This window comes from Janthinobacterium sp. TPC_1, from assembly GCF_056037845.1.
Genome location: NZ_CP195157.1, coordinates 73,032 through 90,278 on the forward strand (window position 1 = coordinate 73,032; position 17,247 = coordinate 90,278).

Annotated in this window: 13 protein-coding genes; 4 read left to right on the top strand and 9 right to left on the bottom strand. The window is 64.1% G+C overall.

Going from position 1 to position 17,247, the window contains the following annotated elements:
• Positions 1 to 41: 41 nt before the first annotated feature.
• Positions 42 to 392, top strand: a complete 351-nt coding sequence (locus ACQVLG_RS00325) for a hypothetical protein (protein ID WP_035827997.1) — start codon at positions 42 to 44, stop codon at positions 390 to 392.
• A 78-nt stretch (positions 393 to 470) separates the two neighbouring features.
• Here the strand turns inward: ACQVLG_RS00325 and ACQVLG_RS00330 are convergent, their stop codons facing one another.
• The 4 genes from ACQVLG_RS00330 to imuA all read right to left on the bottom strand — a co-directional run bounded on the left by ACQVLG_RS00330 (position 471) and on the right by imuA (position 4,223).
• Entirely contained in the window at positions 471 to 1,118 is a 648-nt protein-coding gene (locus ACQVLG_RS00330) for an alpha/beta fold hydrolase (protein WP_474292360.1), read from the bottom strand.
• 193 nt (positions 1,119 to 1,311) lie between these two features.
• Positions 1,312 to 2,016 carry a glutathione S-transferase N-terminal domain-containing protein gene (locus tag ACQVLG_RS00335; RefSeq protein WP_474292362.1) on the bottom strand — a complete coding sequence of 235 codons (705 nt, stop codon included), beginning with the start codon at positions 2,014 to 2,016 and terminating at the stop codon, positions 1,312 to 1,314.
• Between the two features lie 79 nt (positions 2,017 to 2,095).
• Positions 2,096 to 3,583: a Y-family DNA polymerase gene (locus ACQVLG_RS00340; protein ID WP_474292364.1), complete on the bottom strand. Its 1,488-nt coding sequence runs from the start codon at positions 3,581 to 3,583 to the stop codon at positions 2,096 to 2,098.
• Complete coding sequence (gene imuA / locus ACQVLG_RS00345) at positions 3,513 to 4,223, bottom strand: translesion DNA synthesis-associated protein ImuA (RefSeq protein ID WP_070291765.1); 711 nt, start codon at positions 4,221 to 4,223, stop codon at positions 3,513 to 3,515. The genes ACQVLG_RS00340 and imuA overlap by 71 nt, the downstream gene beginning before the upstream one ends.
• A gap of 206 nt (positions 4,224 to 4,429) precedes the next feature.
• Between imuA and ACQVLG_RS00350 the strand changes: the two genes are divergently transcribed.
• Entirely contained in the window at positions 4,430 to 5,695 is a 1,266-nt protein-coding gene (locus ACQVLG_RS00350; RefSeq protein ID WP_474292365.1) for a putative Na+/H+ antiporter, read from the top strand.
• Positions 5,696 to 5,746: 51 nt separating this feature from the next.
• Here the strand turns inward: ACQVLG_RS00350 and ACQVLG_RS00355 are convergent, their stop codons facing one another.
• From ACQVLG_RS00355 to ACQVLG_RS00365, 3 genes are all read right to left on the bottom strand, one after another.
• A complete protein-coding gene (locus ACQVLG_RS00355; RefSeq protein ID WP_474292367.1) occupies positions 5,747 to 7,492 on the bottom strand; it encodes a GNAT family N-acetyltransferase in 1,746 nt (581 codons plus the stop codon).
• Positions 7,493 to 7,862: 370 nt separating this feature from the next.
• Positions 7,863 to 9,077, bottom strand: coding sequence for an MFS transporter (locus tag ACQVLG_RS00360; protein ID WP_474292368.1), 1,215 nt, complete (start codon positions 9,075 to 9,077; stop codon positions 7,863 to 7,865).
• 316 nt (positions 9,078 to 9,393) lie between these two features.
• Positions 9,394 to 10,593: an extracellular catalytic domain type 1 short-chain-length polyhydroxyalkanoate depolymerase gene (locus ACQVLG_RS00365; protein ID WP_474292370.1), complete on the bottom strand. Its 1,200-nt coding sequence runs from the start codon at positions 10,591 to 10,593 to the stop codon at positions 9,394 to 9,396.
• Positions 10,594 to 10,982: 389 nt separating this feature from the next.
• Between ACQVLG_RS00365 and ACQVLG_RS00370 the strand changes: the two genes are divergently transcribed.
• On the top strand, positions 10,983 to 11,558 hold the full coding sequence (locus tag ACQVLG_RS00370; RefSeq protein ID WP_474292372.1) for a PRC-barrel domain-containing protein: 576 nt from the start codon (positions 10,983 to 10,985) through the stop codon (positions 11,556 to 11,558).
• Positions 11,559 to 11,646: 88 nt separating this feature from the next.
• Here the strand turns inward: ACQVLG_RS00370 and ACQVLG_RS00375 are convergent, their stop codons facing one another.
• Positions 11,647 to 11,973, bottom strand: a complete 327-nt coding sequence (locus ACQVLG_RS00375; protein WP_474292373.1) for a DUF3418 domain-containing protein — start codon at positions 11,971 to 11,973, stop codon at positions 11,647 to 11,649.
• A complete protein-coding gene (hrpA, locus tag ACQVLG_RS00380) occupies positions 11,955 to 15,773 on the bottom strand; it encodes an ATP-dependent RNA helicase HrpA (protein WP_474292375.1) in 3,819 nt (1,272 codons plus the stop codon). Before hrpA ends, ACQVLG_RS00375 begins: the two co-directional genes overlap by 19 nt.
• 128 nt (positions 15,774 to 15,901) lie before the next feature.
• Between hrpA and argA the strand changes: the two genes are divergently transcribed.
• Positions 15,902 to 17,212: an amino-acid N-acetyltransferase gene (gene argA / locus ACQVLG_RS00385; RefSeq protein ID WP_046685875.1), complete on the top strand. Its 1,311-nt coding sequence runs from the start codon at positions 15,902 to 15,904 to the stop codon at positions 17,210 to 17,212.
• Positions 17,213 to 17,247 lie beyond the last annotated feature (35 nt).

The following is a 17,247-nucleotide window of genomic DNA, read 5'->3' on the forward strand; positions in this document are numbered from 1 at the left end:
CGCGCCCCATGCGGGGCCGGCTTTTGGTGTATGCTGGCGGCATGAATAATGACACCGACATCCAGCTCAGCGGCCCCTTCAAGGCCACCGACGGCTCCGGCCGTGCCCACGACATCAAGGCCATCCGCATCTTCGACGAAGGCTACGGCATCATCGACGTCTACGTCGACTTCGCCGCCCCGCTCGAAGCGGGCGCCTACAAGGACAAGACCCTGGTCGGCCACATCCTGGCCCGCTTGCGCAGCCTCGGCTACGTCGGCCCCGACTTCGGCCACGGCGACCTGGGCTTGCAGGACAAGAAACTGATCGTCCTGGAAGCGCCCGAGGAATTTTCCGCCTTTGCAATTAGTAAAGGCTGGAAGGATTTATCCGCCGAATTTGACGAAGACTGAGAACACCTGACCAAATCTACTGCGCGCCGCGCCAGCTTCTGCTGCCGCGGCGTTTTTCATGGGCGACCGCTTGCTTACTTAGCTGATATAGCGCACGCTCCAGGCGGCGATGACGTGGCCCACATAGGCCGCATCATTGCGCCCCGTCAATAAGTGGTCGGCATCGTCGAGCGAAACAAAACTTTTCGGGTGCTTGGCGGCCGTAAAGATATCCATCGCGTTCGACAGGCTCACCGTCGTGTCGTTCGGCGCATGCATCACCAGCAGGGCGCGGCGCAGGCCGGCGATGTGGGCCTTGAGGCTGTGGCTGCCCGCGTCGTCGACGAATTGCTGGCGGATGCGGAAGGGCCGCCCTTCCAGCTGCACCAGCGCCTCGCCCTCGGCGGCGATCTGCTCCAGGTGCTCGCTGAACATGCGCGTCACGTAGGCGGGCGTGCTCGGCGCGGCCAGGGTGGCAATGGCGGTGGCTTCCGGCACGTGCGCGGCGGCCGCCAGCACGGCGGCGCCGCCCAGGCTGTGGCCGATCAGCAATTGCGGCGCAGCATGTTTTGCCCGCAGGAAATCGGCGGCGGCGATCAAATCGTCCACATTCGACGAGAAATTCGTGGCGGCAAACTCGCGCCCTCGCTGGCGCCCAGTCCCGTGAAGTCGAAGCGCAGCACGGCGATGCCGTGTTCCGTCAAGCCTTGCGCGATACGCCGCGCGGCCAGCACGTCCTTGCCGCAAGTAAAACAGTGGGCGAACAGCGCGTAGGCGCGGATGGCGCCATCGGGCGCGTCGAGGCGCGCCGCCAGCACATGGCCGTGCGCGCCGGGAAAATCTTGCCGGGTGGATTTCATTGTCTCAGATCAAAGCTGCCGCGCAGGGCGGCCGATGGCGCATTGTAGCGCCGCCCGGCCGCTGCCGCAGTTGGCCAACCTTATCCGCGCTGCGGGATGTCGAGCCCCTTGATGACGGCGGGACGGGCAAGAAACGCGTCCAGCGCGCGCTGCACGTTCGGGAAGTTATCAAAACCGACGAGCTCGCCGGCGCCGTAGAAGCCCACGAGGCAGCGCACCCACGGGAAGATGGCGATGTCGGCAATCGTGTACTGGCTGCCCATGATCCAGTCGCGGCCCTGCAGGCGCTGCTCGAGCACGCCCAGCAAACGCTTCGCTTCGCCGATATAGCGTTGCAACGGACGCTTGTCTTCGTATTCCTTGCCGGCAAATTTATGGAAGAAGCCCACCTGGCCGAACATGGGGCCGATGCCGCCCATCTGGAACATCAGCCACTGTATCGTTTCGTAGCGCAGGGCCGCGTCCTGCGGCAGGAACTTGCCCGTCTTTTCCGCCAGGTACAGCAGGATGGCGCCCGACTCGAACAGGGCCAGCGGCTTGCCGCCGGGACCGTCCGGATCGAGGATGGCGGGAATCTTGTTGTTGGGATTGAGGGACAGGAAGGCGGGCGACAGCTGGTCGTTTTGCTCGAAGCTGACCAGGTGCGGCTCGTACGCCAGGCCCAGCTCTTCCAGCAGGATGGACACCTTGATGCCGTTCGGCGTGGGCAGCGAGTACAGCTGCAGGCGCTCGGGATGCCGGGCCGGCCATTTTTGGGTGATGGGGAAGTCGGAGAGTTGGGACATGAAAATCCTTATTCAGTGTATGACGTGGCGCAAGAAAGCAAGTATAGCCAAGCATGGCAGTTTCAGCAGGACAGCGCCTTCAGCCAAACAAGCCATGCAAAAACCAGCGCGGCGCGGCGTCTTCTCCGCTGCCGGCGATGCGTTCGCGGTAGACCCAGTAATGGGCGTGGTCGAGGCCTTCCGCAATGAAGTAATCGCGCGCCTGCGACTGGCCCCACCAGCCCGCCTCGATGCGCTCGGCCACGGACACCATTTTCAAAGGCGAGCCATAGAAGGGCCGGTGCTCGCGCATCAAGAGGGCGATGGGCTGGGCCAGCAGCCAGCCGGGACGGGGCATGCCGGGCAAGCCGGGCGGCAAGTCGGGTGGCACATTCTTGCCGCTGACCTTGGCCGGCAGCGGCAGCCACCGGTTGGCCGCCTCGGGGCGGTAATCGGCGCGCGGCACGGCCTGCAAGACATTCTCGGCGCCCAGGCGCGCCACCAGCAATTCCAGCAGGCGCTGGCGTTCCTGCGGCGTGCCGCCCGGCTCGGGAAACAGGCTATCGCTGGGCGGCGCCATCGGCTGCACCTGCAGCGCTTCCAGGGTGAGGCCGATCACGGGCGCGTCCAGCACCAGCTGCGCCAGGCGCTCCTTGAGCAAACGCAATAAATGCTCGTCGCGCCAGACGGCCTCGCCCAAGGCCAGGTCGATGACGGTGGGCGGGCGCGCCACCCTGCCCCGCTCGTGCGCCAGCAGCAGCTGTATGCGCTCGACGGCGAATTGCCGCGCGCACAGCCAGCCCGTCATTTGCTGCAGCAGGCGGCGCGCGCCGAACAGCAGCGCGTCGGCGTGCTCGACGCGGTCGAACAGTTCCAGGCTGGCGCGGAACGTGGGCGGCGCTTCGATCCAGACGAACAGTTCCGTGCCGTGGCCATGCGCGTCGTCGAGCATGGCCAGCAAGGCTGCGCCGCAGCGGCGCTGCAAGCCCGGACGCGGCAAGTGGCGCAGCTGCCCCAGGGTGCGGCAGCCGATGCCTTCGAACCAGTCCAGCCAGGCGCGCGCAGGCGGCAGCAGGGCGCACGGCAAGCCGTCGAGGCGGCGCACCAGGCTGGCCATGCTCAATGTCCGGCCCCGGCGCGTACCGGCGCGCGCCAGCAGCCAGGCGCCGCGTGCCGTGGGGGCGCACGACAGCTGGGCCGTGTAGCCGAGCACGCGCAAGCTGGCCGCGATGTGCCGGCACAGGGCGCGCACGCCGCCGAACAGGCGCAGGCTGGCGCCCGCGTCGACCAGCAGGGTCGCTTCCTCGCCCTGCGCCACCAGCGGCGAATATTGCAGCAGCGCCAGCGCCACCGCCTGCAGGGCCTGCGCTTCCAGCTCGGGCGAGCGTTCGTGCAGGCGCGCCTGCGGCGCCAGCATCAGCGCGCCCGCGCGGCGCATGCCCGGCTTGACGCCGGCGGCCAATGCCAGCGGCGACACGGCCATCACTTGCTCCTGCTCCAGCACCACGCCGAGGCTGTCAGCCGACCAGCGCGGGCAAAACACTTCGAGCGGGAGCCGGGGCAGGTACAGGCCGATCCAGAGTCGCATGGCGCAGCAGTAAAGAAGGAGGTTGCAGGGGCAGGAACAACGGCGCGTCGCGCTGCGGCCCCCGGCGCTTGATGAAGCCGATCTCGATGCCGCCGGCGGCCGGGCGCACGGACAGGCGCAAGGGCGCCGGCGACGCATCCTGCGCGCCGTGCAAGGGGCGCAGCATGCAGAACAGGGTGTTGCCCGACTGCGCCGCCAGGTGCAGCCGGCGCAGGCTGTCGGCGCGCACGTGCGATTGCCAGAACAGCAGGGCGCCGCACGTGCCGCTGCGCAAGATGTTTTCCGCCGCCCACAGGGCATCCTTGCTGCCGGCGCTTTTGAGCCACAGCAATTGCGACGGCGCCAGCCCCTGCGCGGCCAGGGCCAGCGCCTGCGGCGGATGGGGCGGCTGCAGCAGCACGATGGGCAAGCCCGGCAGCTGCGCCAGCGCGGGCGCCAGCAGCCGCAATTCGCCGCTGCCCGGCTGCTGCACCAGCAGATCGATGAGGCTGCCGCTGGGCCAGCCGCCGCCGGGCAGCTGCGCGGACAAGGCGGCAAAGCCCGTGTCCAGGCAGCGCGCGGCGCCCTGGCCCAGCTGCGATGCGCGCCATAAAGACGGATGCAAGGCTTCCGGCGACGCCATCAATTGGGAATGTTGCATAATTGGCTAGGGAGATAAATACTGTATGCATATACAGTACTATCCGGCCCCGCTTTTGGCAAGGCTTATCTGCCAGAGAACGTGCCCGGGGCCGCTCCGCCATGTCCGAAAAACCCCGTTTCTGGCATCGATTGCTGTACCATAAGCACTCTCCTTACCGCTCGGCAATGCACCGGGCGGCTTCCTCCGTCCATAAGGAAACGCATTTGACCACCATCCAAATCATCAGCGCCATCGTCTTCGGCCTTGCGCTCATCCACACCTTCGCCGCCAAGTCGTTTGAAACATTATCGCGGCGCCACCCCCGCCATGCGGGCTTGCTGCATCTGCTGGGCGAAGTGGAAGTCGTGTTCGGCTTCTGGGCCTTCATCCTGATCATCATCATGGCCTTTGTCTCGGGCAGCGATGCGGCCATCGAGTATGCCGAGTCGCGCCATTACACGGAACCGCTGTTCGTCTTTGTCGTCATGGTGGTGGCCGCTTCGCGCCCCGTGCTGGACGCCGTGCAGCGCCTGCTGAAAGGCGTGGCGCGCGTAATGCCGCTGCGCACTGAACTGGCCCTCGTCTGGCTGGGTCTGGCACTCGTGCCCCTGACGGGCTCCCTGATCACGGAACCTGCCGCCATGACCCTGGCCGCGCTGATGCTGGCGCCGCAAATCTTCCGCCCGGGCATCCCCGAATGGCTGAAATATGGTGCGCTGGGCGTGCTGTTCGTCAACGTTTCCATCGGCGGCACCCTCACCTCGTACGCGGCGCCGCCCGTGCTGATGGTGGCCACCACATGGAACTGGGACAGCGCCTACATGGCCACCCATTTCGGCTGGAAAGCCGCCATCGCCGTGCTGATCAACGCCACGGGCGTGAGCATATTGCTGCGCAAATATCTGCACAGCAACACCTCCGACATCAAGCCGAAAGCGGGCGAAGTGGAAGCGCCGAAAGTGCCGCTGGCCGTCAGCCTCGTGCACATGATCGTGCTGGCCGGCGTCGTTACCCTGGCGCATCATCCCGTGCTGTTCATCGGCCTGTTCCTGTTCTTCCTCGGCTTCGTGCAGGCGTATGAGCGCTATCAAAGCCCGCTGATCCTCAAGGAAGGTTTATTGGTCGGCTTCTTCCTCGGCGGCCTGGTGGTACTGGGCGGCATGCAGCAATGGTGGCTGCAGCCCATCGTTTCCAGCCTGAAACCTCTGGCCCTGTTCTTCGGCGCCCTGGGCTTGACGGCGATCACGGACAATGCGGCCCTCACCTACCTCGGTTCGCTGATCGTCGGCATGACGGACGAAGCGAAATACATGCTGATGGCGGGCGCCGTGGCCGGCGGCGGCCTGACCGTCATCGCCAATGCGCCGAACCCGGCCGGCGTGGCCCTGCTGCGCCGCGGCTTCAAGGATGAATCGATCGGCGCCGTCGGCCTGCTGGCCGGCGCCCTGCTGCCGACGGCCGTGGCCGGCCTGGCCTTCCTGGCTTTGTAAGCACCCTCGCGGGGCGGCTGCCTGCCGCCCCCCCCCCCTCAGTTACCCTCCTCAGTTTCCTTCATACACGAGGAAATGCAGCCGGTCATAGAACAGGCTGTAGGCATAGTCGAACGTGCCCACACTGCGAAAACCCTTGTGCAGATACACTTGCAGCGCTTCGCTCTTTTCCCACACCGTCAGGGTGATGCGCGCACAGCCCTTGCGGCTGGCCAGGTCGCGGATTTCATGGAACATTTGCCGGAACAAGCCCTGGCCACGGTATTTCTCGTCGATGGCCAGGCTGCTGACGAAACAGTCGTCGGCGCGCGCATGCGCGAGCACGAATTCGTCATACGCATCGTCGAGCGCCTTCATGTCATCGCGGTAATATGACTCGGCGCCGCAAGCCTGGAATTCGGCCATCGTCGCGGCCGTGAAAAAGCCGATGAAACGGTCGTCCTCGTCATGCAGGCCGTGGATGTGCGCCAGGTAGGGGTCGATGTTCTGCCGCCGCTGCAATTCGACGAACTGCAGATTCAATTTATTACCGAACGAACAGTATTCGAGATAACTGGTGGCAAACAGCAATTTGGCCATGCGGTTCTTCGCCTCGTCGCCCAGCAGTTCGCCCGCCACCAGCCTGAGCGGCGCATGCGACAGCAAGCCCGCCTGCACCTCGTCACCTGGCGGGACGGCATCGCCGGGGGCCGGCATGCGGCTGCCGTGGCGGCCCACGGTGGGGCGCCAGAAATTGCCGGCGGCAATATGCTGCGAACGGTGGGCCAGCAGGTAGCGGCAAAAGACGTCATTCACGCGGTCCAGCTGCGGGTCGTCCGACAGCACCGAATAATAGTGAAAATGGTCGATATCCGCCCGCAATTGGGCAGCATACGCCATGCGCGGCACTTCCTCGATGTCGAACACGTCGACGATATTGGGCAAGATCAAAGGATCGTCGAGCTGCCAGCCGACGTCGTCCAGCCGGGCCACGCAGCGCGCATACGCGCACCGCTCCTCGTCGCTCAAGGGGATGTGCATGCCGGTAATGATATCGTCCAGCAGCCGCATGCCGCGGATGCCGCCCGCCACCGCTTCGCGCACGCCGTCGTACAGCACGCAATAGCGCTGGTAGAACTCGGCATGGCTGAGCACGGTCACGCCCAGATTCTTCTTCCATTCAGCATAGAACTGGCCAAACAGCTGCGCCTCGAATTGCGGGCAGGAACGGGGGATTGCCTCTTCAATGCCAGCATACGCGAGATTCACATTGCGCTGGATCACGCGCAGCGCGGCATCGTTCTTCTTGGCGATCAGCATGCCCGTTTCATCGAGAAACAGATTCATCCAGCTGACATGCCGGCGCGCTTCGCCCTCGCCTTCCCCATGCTGGAAATAGTCGGGCACTTCCGGCTTCATCAGGAAAATCGTCGCCGGATTGTGCGGGATCGTATCGACATCCATGTACATGCCGCCGTATTCGCACATGATGAGGATGCGGAAATAATCGGACAGGGTGGCGAAGTAGCGCTGCGTATGCAGGGTGTCGAGGATGTCGAAGCGGGCCGGCGCGAAATCGAGCGCCAGCGCGCGCAGCGAGTTGATGTGCAGGGTCGTGCCGCCAATGGCATAGCGGCCTATCGTGTAGCGCCCGGCGCCGCCCGTGGGGCTGAAGCGTTCGTCATTGCGCAGCTGCTGCGCATCCCACACCCACAGGATGGAGACATACGGCGCGCCGCCGTTAAGCCGCACTTCTTCCAGCGCCGCGCCCCACTGCCCGATCGCCTCGGCAGCGATGGCCGGCAGCGGCCCGCCCATCCAGATGCGTGCAGGTAGCGCTCGTCGTCACCCAGCGCGCGCGTGGGGATGCAGCTGAGCGAAGAACAGCTTGCCGCATTGAAATGCGTAAAATTGCCGGCGACGAAGCTGCGCAGGGCGGCGATGCCCGCCTGGTGCTCCGCAGCCAATTGTTCCAGATCAATGCCGGGGGGCCGGATATCGGCCAGAGTGATGTAATCGAGTTTCAGCCGGTGGATGCGGAACTCATATTCCAGGTTGAAAATCTTTGCTTGATCGTGTTTCGAGGCCAGGTCATCTATTTTCATGGGCGCACCATTTTCCGCAGGAGAGTGTCAATAAACGTCGCAGGAGGTAAAACAAGGTCGGGAACACGCGCATCGTTGCGCCATCAGTGCCGGGCCAGCCGCACCCCGCTTTCCCGGCGCCCCGCCATGCCCCGCGTAAACAACAGCAGGCAGGCGGCGATGACCACGATGACGGGAATATTCAGCAGCGCATACGTTTCCAGCGCATAGCCGAAGCGCTGGCACAGCACGTTGTACAACTGCAGCCAGGCGGACAGATAAATGCAGTACAGCAAGCTCATGGCGGCCGTCGTCAAGGTCATCGATTCCTTGCTGGCCGTGATCGCGCTGCGTATCAGGGCGCCGTTGAACAGGCCGAAGCCGATGGAATAGACGAACATGCAAGCGGCAAACACATCGACGTGATGGCGGCCCAGGCCCGCACCAAGCATGCCGGCGGCCGCGATCAGCCCGCCCAGGCGCAGCAAGGTGACGAGCGGAAAATCCTGGCGCAGGCGCTGGATGGCGATGCTGCTGATCACGAAGCCCGACAGAATCACGCATTGCAGCGCGATATACGTGGCGTAGGACGCGCCCATTTCCTGCAGCACGAAGATGGGCGAGAAGCCGATCCAGGCCGTCAGGGGCACGGTGGCCAGCCCGGCCGTGAACATGCCGAACATGAAGCGCCCGTTGCTGAAAATGGCGGCATAGCTGCGCACGATGGCGGCAAGGTCCAGGCGCGGCCGCGCCGGCGCCGTGCGCGGCATGGTCTTGAACAGGCCCAGCAAGGACAGCAGCGCCAGCAGGCCCGAGAGGAAAAACACATAGCGCCAGTCCAGCCGGCTGATGATGGCGCTGCCGAGGATGGGGCCGGCCAGGGGCGCGAGGATGGTGGTGCTCGATAGAATGCTGCTGAGCTTGACGGCCGCCATGTCGTCGAACAGTTCATGGATCATGGCATAGCCGACGAAGATGAAGCAGCAGCCCATGCCCTGGATGAAGCGCACGGCGAGAAATTGCTCGATGGAAGTGGCAAACGGTACGGCCAAGGTCGCCAGCAGGAACAAGGTATTGCCGGTGAGCACAAGCTTGCGCTTGCCGATGGTATCGGCCAAAGGCCCCAGGAATATCTGCAGCGAGCTGCCGCCCAGCAAATACAGGCTCAGGGACAGGGGGACGAATTTTTCCTCCGCCTTGAATTCGTCGACGATGCCCAGCATCGCCGGCATGATCATGTCGTTCGACAGATAGATATTCAACTCAAAAACGAGAAAAAACGCAAAAAAACACAGCAACTGCCTGGACTTGATGGACATGGCGCGTTCCGTAACGTGGGTGGCTGCCGTCAGTGCGTGCCGGCCGTCGGGGCATGGGACGGTAGACACGTCTCACACTGAAAACGTGTACCAATTGTATACCAGTTAGGGTTTTTGACGCCTGTTTTTGTGATTTTTAAATACCGCAGCAATACCACTTATGAAAATGCGCATGGTATGGCGGCAATGGCACCCGGGCTGAAAAGGGCGCGGCCCGCATGCCGGCGCGCGGCAGCGGGCATGCGGGGAAGGAAAGAGCGATGCGTACCAGTGCCCTGCCGCGCCGTTGCGGCGCGCGGCGCGGCGGCTCAGCGGCTCAGCGGCGGCGGTGGCCGGCGAAGAAATCGAGCAGCATCTTGCTGGCGTCGGGCTTGGCCTTGTCGTTGAACGGCAGGCTGGCGTCGCCGCCGCTCCACGCGTGCTCGAGGTGCTCGACCTGCGCCACGCGCAGCAGCACCTGCTTGCCCACCTGATAATCGTGCAGCGCATATGCATGGGCCGGATTGCGCCCGCCCGCCGCGCCGCCGGGCAGGCGCTGCGCCGTCACCAGCGTGTCGGCAGGCATGCGGTTGACGCGCACGCTCTGGCGCACCAGCTGCGTCTGGTTAATGGGCCGCACCACCTTATCGGCCAGCCCCTGCAGCAGGATGGTGGGCAGGCGGGGGAACGCGGGCTGGCGCGCCAGCACTTCATCGATGGCAGCATCGGCGCGGGCGGCGGCGCCATGCTGCATCACGCCCAGCGCGCCGATCAGGTTATGCCCGGCGCCAAACACGGGCCCCGAATGCAGACCCAGCCCGGCGAACAGATGGGGATGGTTCAGGGCCACGATATGCGCCATGCCGGCGCCGGCGGAAATGCCGCAGATATAGATGCGCGCGCGGTCGATCGCATTGCGGGCCGCCACCTGTTCGATGGCGCCGACGATCAGGCGCACGTCGCCGCCGCCCTCCTGCGTCAGCTTGTCGTACCACTTCCAGCAGCGGCGCGCATGCGAACGCAGCGATTGCTGCGGATACAGCACGGCATAGCCCTTGCGTTCGGCCAGGCGGTTCATGCGCGTGCCTTCGGCAAACTGCGTGGCACTCTGCTCGCAGCCGTGCAGCATCACCAGCAGCGGCCGGCCCCGGCTGCGCATGGCGGCGCTGGGCGCCTTCTCGGGCAGGTACAGGAAATACGGCAGGCGCCGGCCCGGCAACTGCCCCAGCTCCGGCAGCGGCGCATAGTGGGCGGCCAGCCACTTGCCCGGCGGGGGCGCCGTTCGCTTGCGCACGCGCGGGGGCGACAGGGGCGTGGCAAACGGCGCCAGCGCGGGCACGGCGTCGCTGGCCGGCCTGGCGCGCGGCTTGGCGATGGTCTTGGCGACGGTCTTGACCACGGGCTTGCTGCGTGGCTTGGCCCTGGGCTTGGCCGGCACGGGCCCGAACAGCACCTTGGCCAGCTTGGTCGCCGTGCGCTGCTGCACCTTGCCGACGCGCAATAGCCCGCGCAGCCATTTGGTGGCGGGCTTCACCATGGCTGGCAGCGCAGGTATCGTGGTGGAGCGATCCGCAAGTTCATCCCCCTGCAGCGTTGCATCGTCAGCATGTGCGGCCTCCTCCGTAGAATGCATAGAGTACCGCAATTGACTGACAACACCGTACGTTTGCGCACGGATAAAAGTGCCGCTAAGTAATCCTCAGGAAATTATTGTGAATTTATGACGAACAGAACCGGATGCTATGCAAGGCGCCCACTGCGACGCAGTGGGCAAGCCTCGTCGGCCACCTTGCAGAGCGCCGGTTATGGAAGTCAGAAATCATAATAATTTGGGGGTTACTTAACACCATTGAGGCAGATCAAATGCGACCCTGTGTGCATGCGTAATCTGGGTGTTCGATCAGCACTTCACGAGGAGAGAACACCATGAGCTACCTGGATCGCGACATCCTGGGCATGTACCGCAACCACGACGGCCCCGGGCCGGCCCTGATGGGCGCCGATACCCTGATCGGGGACGAAGTCTACAATCACAACGACGAGGAATTGGGCGATATCAAGGAAATCATGCTCGACATGCGCACGGGCCAGATCGCCTATGCCGTGCTGTCCTTCGGCGGCATCTTGGGCATGGGCGACAAATTGTTTGCCGTGCCCTGGGAACGCCTGACGCTGGACACCGTCAACAAGCGCTTCCTGCTGAACGTGGACAAAAGCCAGCTGAAAGACGCGCCCGGCTTCGACAAGAACAACTGGCCCGACATGGGCAGTGACGCCTGGAACCAGCAGATGGAAGCCTTCTATGGCAGCGGCACGCGCTACGGCAGCATGGCGGGCAGCCGCATGCCATCCGGCAGCGACCTGCGCGGCGGCGCCAGCCTGCAATCGGGCAGCGAAGGCAGCATGTCCGGCACCTCCATGAGCGGCAGCCGCGCCGGCACGGGCAGCCAGAGCGGCTCGCGCTCATCACTCGGCGATGATGGCCGCGACGAGCGTAGTTGATGGAGTAGACGACAGGCAAACCCGACAGACAAGGACCGGGGTCGTACCCTGAGGGTACGACCCCAGTATTTGCTTGGGGCTTAGCAGGCTAGCGCTGCATCGATTCCCATACCTTCTGCAGCCGCTTGGCCGACACGGGCATCGGCGTGCGCAATTCCTGCGCAAACAGCGATACGCGCAGCTCTTCCAGCATCCAGCGGAACTCGACCAGTTTCGGGTCCGTGTTCTTGCCGGCCTGGCGGTCCTTGGCCTGACGCAAGTACGGCGCGGCGGCCGATTGCCATTCAGCCATCAACTTGGTGTCGCGGGCGGGGTCGGCGCGCAGTTTTTCCAGGCGTACATTGATCGCCTTCAAATAGCGGGGGAAATGCGCGAGCTGCGTGTACTCGTTTTCCGTCAGGAAACGTTTATGCACGAGGCCCTGCAGCTGCGCCTGGATATCGATGCGGCCGCGGCAGGAATATTTTGCAGGCGCTTCGGCAAGCCGTGGAATTCCGTCAGCACTTGCGACAGCAAACGGGCGATTTCATTGACCAGCAAGACCAGGCGCGACTTGCCTTCCGCCTGGCGCTTGGCGAACGAGGCGGCGTCCAGCGGCAGCGGATCTTGCAAGCAGGCAATATCGAGCGCCTTGTTGATGATTTGCTCGCGCAGCTCTTCCTGCGAGCCCAGAGCCATGAATTGCATGCCCATCTGCTGTAAACCAGGAATGCTTTTCTCGACGTACTTGATCTGCTCCTTCATCTGCAGTGCAAATAAACGGCGCAAACCGACCTTGTGCGTACGGGCGGCCACGGTCGGGTCGTCGAACACTTCCAGGTCGCAATGCGTGCCCTTGTCGACCAGGGCGGGGAAGCCGATCAGGGTCAGCTTGCCCTGCACGATTTCCAGCAGTTCCGGCAGCTCGCCGAAGGTCCAGGCCGTCAAACCCATGTGCTGCGAAACAGTCGCATTCGGAGAAGCGGACGCGGCTGGGGCAGCGCCCCTGGCCGGCGCGCTGCCCTTGGCGTTGGCGGCGGTGTTCTGCGCTTGCGCCTGCAGCCGCGACGCCACTTGCGCGCCCGCCACCTTGGCACCAGGCGTGCCCGCGCCGGAGACGCCCGACACTTCGGCCAGCTTCTGGAAGCTCTGGCGCGCCTGGCCGCCGAATTCCGCCTGCAGGGTGGCCAGGTTGCGGCCCATGTCCAGCTGACGGCCATGCTCGTCGATCACCTTGAAATTCATGAAGTGATGGGCAGGCAGGGTTTCCGGCTTGAAATCCGTCGTCAGCACATTGATCGTGATCTGCGTGCGAATGTCGAGGATGATGGCGTCGATCAGGTCACCGCGGCCGAACACGCCCGCTTCATGCACGCGCTCGCAGAATTTCGCCGCATAGTCAGGCAGCGGCACGCAGTGGCGGCGCAGCTTTTGCGGCAAGGACTTGAGCAGCAGGTGCACTTTTTCCTTCAGCATGCCCGGCACCAGCCATTCGCAACGCTCGCGCGGCAACTGGTTCAGCGCATACAGGGGCACGCTCAAGGTCACGCCATCGCGCACGCTGCCCGGCTCGAAGTGGTACGTGAGGCCCATTTCCAGGCCCGTCACGGACATGGTTTTCGGGAACAGGTCCGTCGTCACGCCGGCCGCCTCGTGGCGCATCAGCTCTTCGCGGTTCAGGTACAGCAGCTTCGGATTCTCGCGCGTGGCTTCCTTGTGCCACTTTTCGAAACCGGCGCCATTGCACACGTCCGCCGGCAGCAACTTGTCGTAGAAGGCGGCGATCAGTTCATCGTCGACCAGCACGTCCAGGCGGCGCGACTTGTGTTCGAGGTTTTCGATGTCCTTGATCAGTTTATGGTTGTGCGCAAAGAACGGCGCGCGCGTGTCGAAGTCGCCGCCGACGAGCGCGTCGCGGATGAAAATCTCTCGCGCCTCCGGCAAGTTGAAATTGCCGTAGTTGATGCGGCGCTGGCTGTACACCACCAGCCCATACAAAGTCGCCCGTTCGGACGCCGTCACCTGCGCCGAGCGTTTTTCCCAGCGCGGCTCGCCCCACGATTTCTTCAGCAGGTGCTCGCCCACTTTTTCCAGCCACTCGGGCTGGATCTGCGCCACGCAGCGCGCGTACAGCCGCGTCGTGTCGACCAGCTCGGCCGCCATGATCCACTTGCCCGGTTTTTTCAGCAGCGAAGAACCGGGCCAGATGTGGAACTTGATGCCGCGCGCGCCCAAATACCCCGCGCCCGGCTCGTCCTCGCCCTTGAAGCCGATATTGCCCAGCAAGCCAGTCAGCAAGGCCATGTGCAGATTATCATAGGTGGCGGGCGCTTCGTTCAGGCGCCAGCCCTGTTCCTTGACGATGGTCAACAACTGCGAGTGCACGTCGCGCCATTCGCGCAAGCGCATCTGCGACAGGAAATTCGTGCGGCAATTGTCCTGCAACTGGCGGTTGGTCTTCTTGTGCTCGATGGCGGACTCGAACCAGCGCCAGATCTTTAAATAGCTCAAGAATTCCGACTTTTCATCGGCAAACTTCTTGTGCGCCTCGTCGGCCGCCTGCTGGTGCTCCATCGGGCGGTCGCGCGGGTCTTGCACGGACAGGGCCGAGGCGACGATCAGCACTTCCGTCAGACACGCGTTATCGAGCGCGGCCAAAATCATGCGGCCCACGCGGGGGTCGAGCGGCAGCTTGGCCAGCTTGTTGCCCAGCGGCGTCAGTTTATTGACTTCATCGACGGCGCCCAGCTCTTGCAGCAGTTGATAACCGTCGGCCACCGCGCGCGCCAGCGGCGGCTCGATGAAGGGGAAGGTTTCCACATCCGTCAGGTGCAGCGACTTCATGCGCAGAATGACGGCCGCCAAGGAGGAGCGCAGGATTTCCGGCTCCGTGAACTTGGGGCGCAGCAGGTAATCCTGCTCTTCGTACAGGCGGATGCAGACGCCGTCGGCCACGCGGCCGCAACGGCCGGCGCGCTGGTTGGCGGCCGACTGGGCGATCGGCTCGACCTGCAGCTGCTCGACCTTGTTGCGATAACTGTAGCGTTTCACGCGCGCCAGCCCCGCGTCGACCACGTAGCGGATGCCGGGCACCGTCAGCGAGGTTTCCGCCACGTTGGTGGCCAGCACGATGCGGCGCGCATTGCTGGTTTTAAACACGCGCTCCTGCTCTTCGGCCGACAGGCGGGCGAACAGGGGCAAGATTTCCACGTGCGGCGGGTGGTGCTTGCGCAGCGCTTCGGCGCAGTCGCGGATTTCGCGCTCGCCCGGCAAGAACACCAGCACGTCGCCCGAGCCGATGCGGCACAGCTCTTCCACGCCATCGACGACGGCATCCATCAGGTCGCGCTTTTCGCGCGCGGCAGCCGTGCGCTGGCCGGGCTTGTCCGCGTTCGCGGCACCCGGCATGGCCACCTGCTCGCGTTCCACGGGGCGGTAGCGCACTTCCACCTGGTACAAACGGCCCGACACTTCGATCACGGGCGCGGGTTTTTCCGGCGTGCCGAAATGGCGCGCGAAGCGCTCGGCATCGATGGTGGCCGAGGTGATGATGATTTTCAGATCGGGCCGGCGCGGCAGCAGCTGCTTTAAATAGCCGAGCAGGAAATCGATGTTCAGGCTGCGTTCGTGCGCTTCATCGATGATGATGGTGTCGTAATTTTTCAACAAGGGGTCGGTCTGCGTCTCGGCCAGCAAGATGCCGTCCGTCATCAGCTTGACGGACGCGCCCTTGGTCAGCGTGTCGGCAAAGCGCACCTTGAAGCCCACGGTTTCGCCCAGCGGCGTGCCCAGTTCCTGCGCGATGCGCTTGGCCGTCGACGAGGCGGCGATGCGGCGCGGCTGCGTGTGGCCGATCAGGCCCTTCTGCCCCCGTCCCAGTTCCAGGCAAATCTTCGGCAGCTGCGTCGTCTTGCCCGACCCCGTCTCGCCCGAGACGATGATGACCTGGTTGTCCATCAGGGCCTTGGCGATTTCTTCGCGCCGGCCCGAGACGGGCAAGTCTTCCGGATAGGTAATCGGCGGCAGCGGATTGCGGAAAGCCTTTTCCGCTTCGCGCGCGGCGCGGGCCGCGTCACGGCTTTCCTGCCCCTCGCGCGGCGGGCGCGCGGCCTGGGGCTTGCCCTCTCCCGATCGCTGCTGCTGTTGCTGTTTCTGCTGTTCCGCGCGCGGCGATTGCGGCCTTTGCTGGCTCACGGGCGGGCGCTGGCGGCCTTGCGCAGGCGTGGCGGCAGGCATGGCAACATCCCCGCTGGCGGGCACATTTGCAACGGTGGAAGGAGGGGAAGACTTATTGCTGGCTGAAGACATTGTTTTTTACAGGTATTTTAAGCGCGCACATCGCGCAGCGAATTATAATGCGCTTAATGGAAAACCCTACCCAATTCGTCCAATGGCTGCGCTCCGTCGCGCCCTACATCCACGCCTTTCGCGGCAAGACCTTCGTGGTCGCCTTCCCCGGTGAACTCGTCAGCGCCGGGGCGCTGCAGGTGCTGGCCCATGATTTGTCCCTGCTGCATGCGCTGGACATCAATGTCACCGTCGTCTACGGCTCGCGGCCGCAGGTGGCGGAACAACTGGCCTTGCGTAACGTCGAAGGCCGTTTTCACAACGGCGTGCGCATCACGGATATCGCCGCGCTGGAATGCGCCAAGGAAGCGGCCGGCGAGCTGCGCCTCGATATCGAGGCCGCGTTCAGCCAGGGCTTGCCGAACACGCCCATGTCGCATGCGGCCATCCGTATCATTTCCGGCAACTTCATCACGGCGCGCCCGCTGGGCGTGATCGATGGCGTGGACCTGGAGCTGACGGGCATCACGCGCAAGGTCGATGCCGAAACCATCCACTCCATCCTCGGTTCGGACGGCCTGGTGCTGCTCTCGCCGCTGGGCTTCTCGCCGACGGGCGAAGCGTTTAATCTGACCATGGAAGACGTGGCGTGCAGCGCCGCCATCGCCCTGCACGCGGACAAGCTGATTTTCATCACGGAAACACCTATGATGGAAGACGCCACGGGCGTGGAAATCCGCGAACTGTCGTCGCACCAGGCCGAAGCCGTGCTGATGGCCGGCTTCCTGCCCGACGCCACGGCGTTTTACTTGAAACATTGCGTCAAGGCATGCCACAACGGCGTCGAGCGCTCGCACATCGTGCCCTTCTCGATGGACGGTTCCGCCCTGCTGGAATTGTTTACCCATGATGGCGTGGGCACCATGATCAGCCATGAAAACCTGGAAAGCCTGCGCCAGGCCACCATCGAGGACGTGGGCGGCATCATCAAACTGATCGAACCGCTGGAAGCGGACGGCACTTTGGTGAAGCGGGGCCGCGAGCTGATCGAACGCGAAATCGATTATTTCTCCGTCATCGAGCATGACGGCGTGATCTTCGGCTGCGCCGCCCTGTACCCGTTCCCCGCGCAAAAAATGGCGGAAATGGCCTGTTTGACCGTCAATCCGGAAGTGCAAGCCCAGGGCGACGGCGAGCGTATCCTGAAACACATGGAAAACCGCGCGCGCGCCGCCGGCCTGAACAAACTGTTCGTGCTGACCACGCGCACCTCGCACTGGTTCAAGAAACGCGGCTTCGTGCCCGCCACCGTCGACGACTTGCCGAAGGATCGCCAGCATATGTATAACTGGCAGCGCAAATCGCAAGTCTTGATTAAAACCCTGTAACACGTGAAAAAGCCCGGCATGCCGGGCTTTTTCTT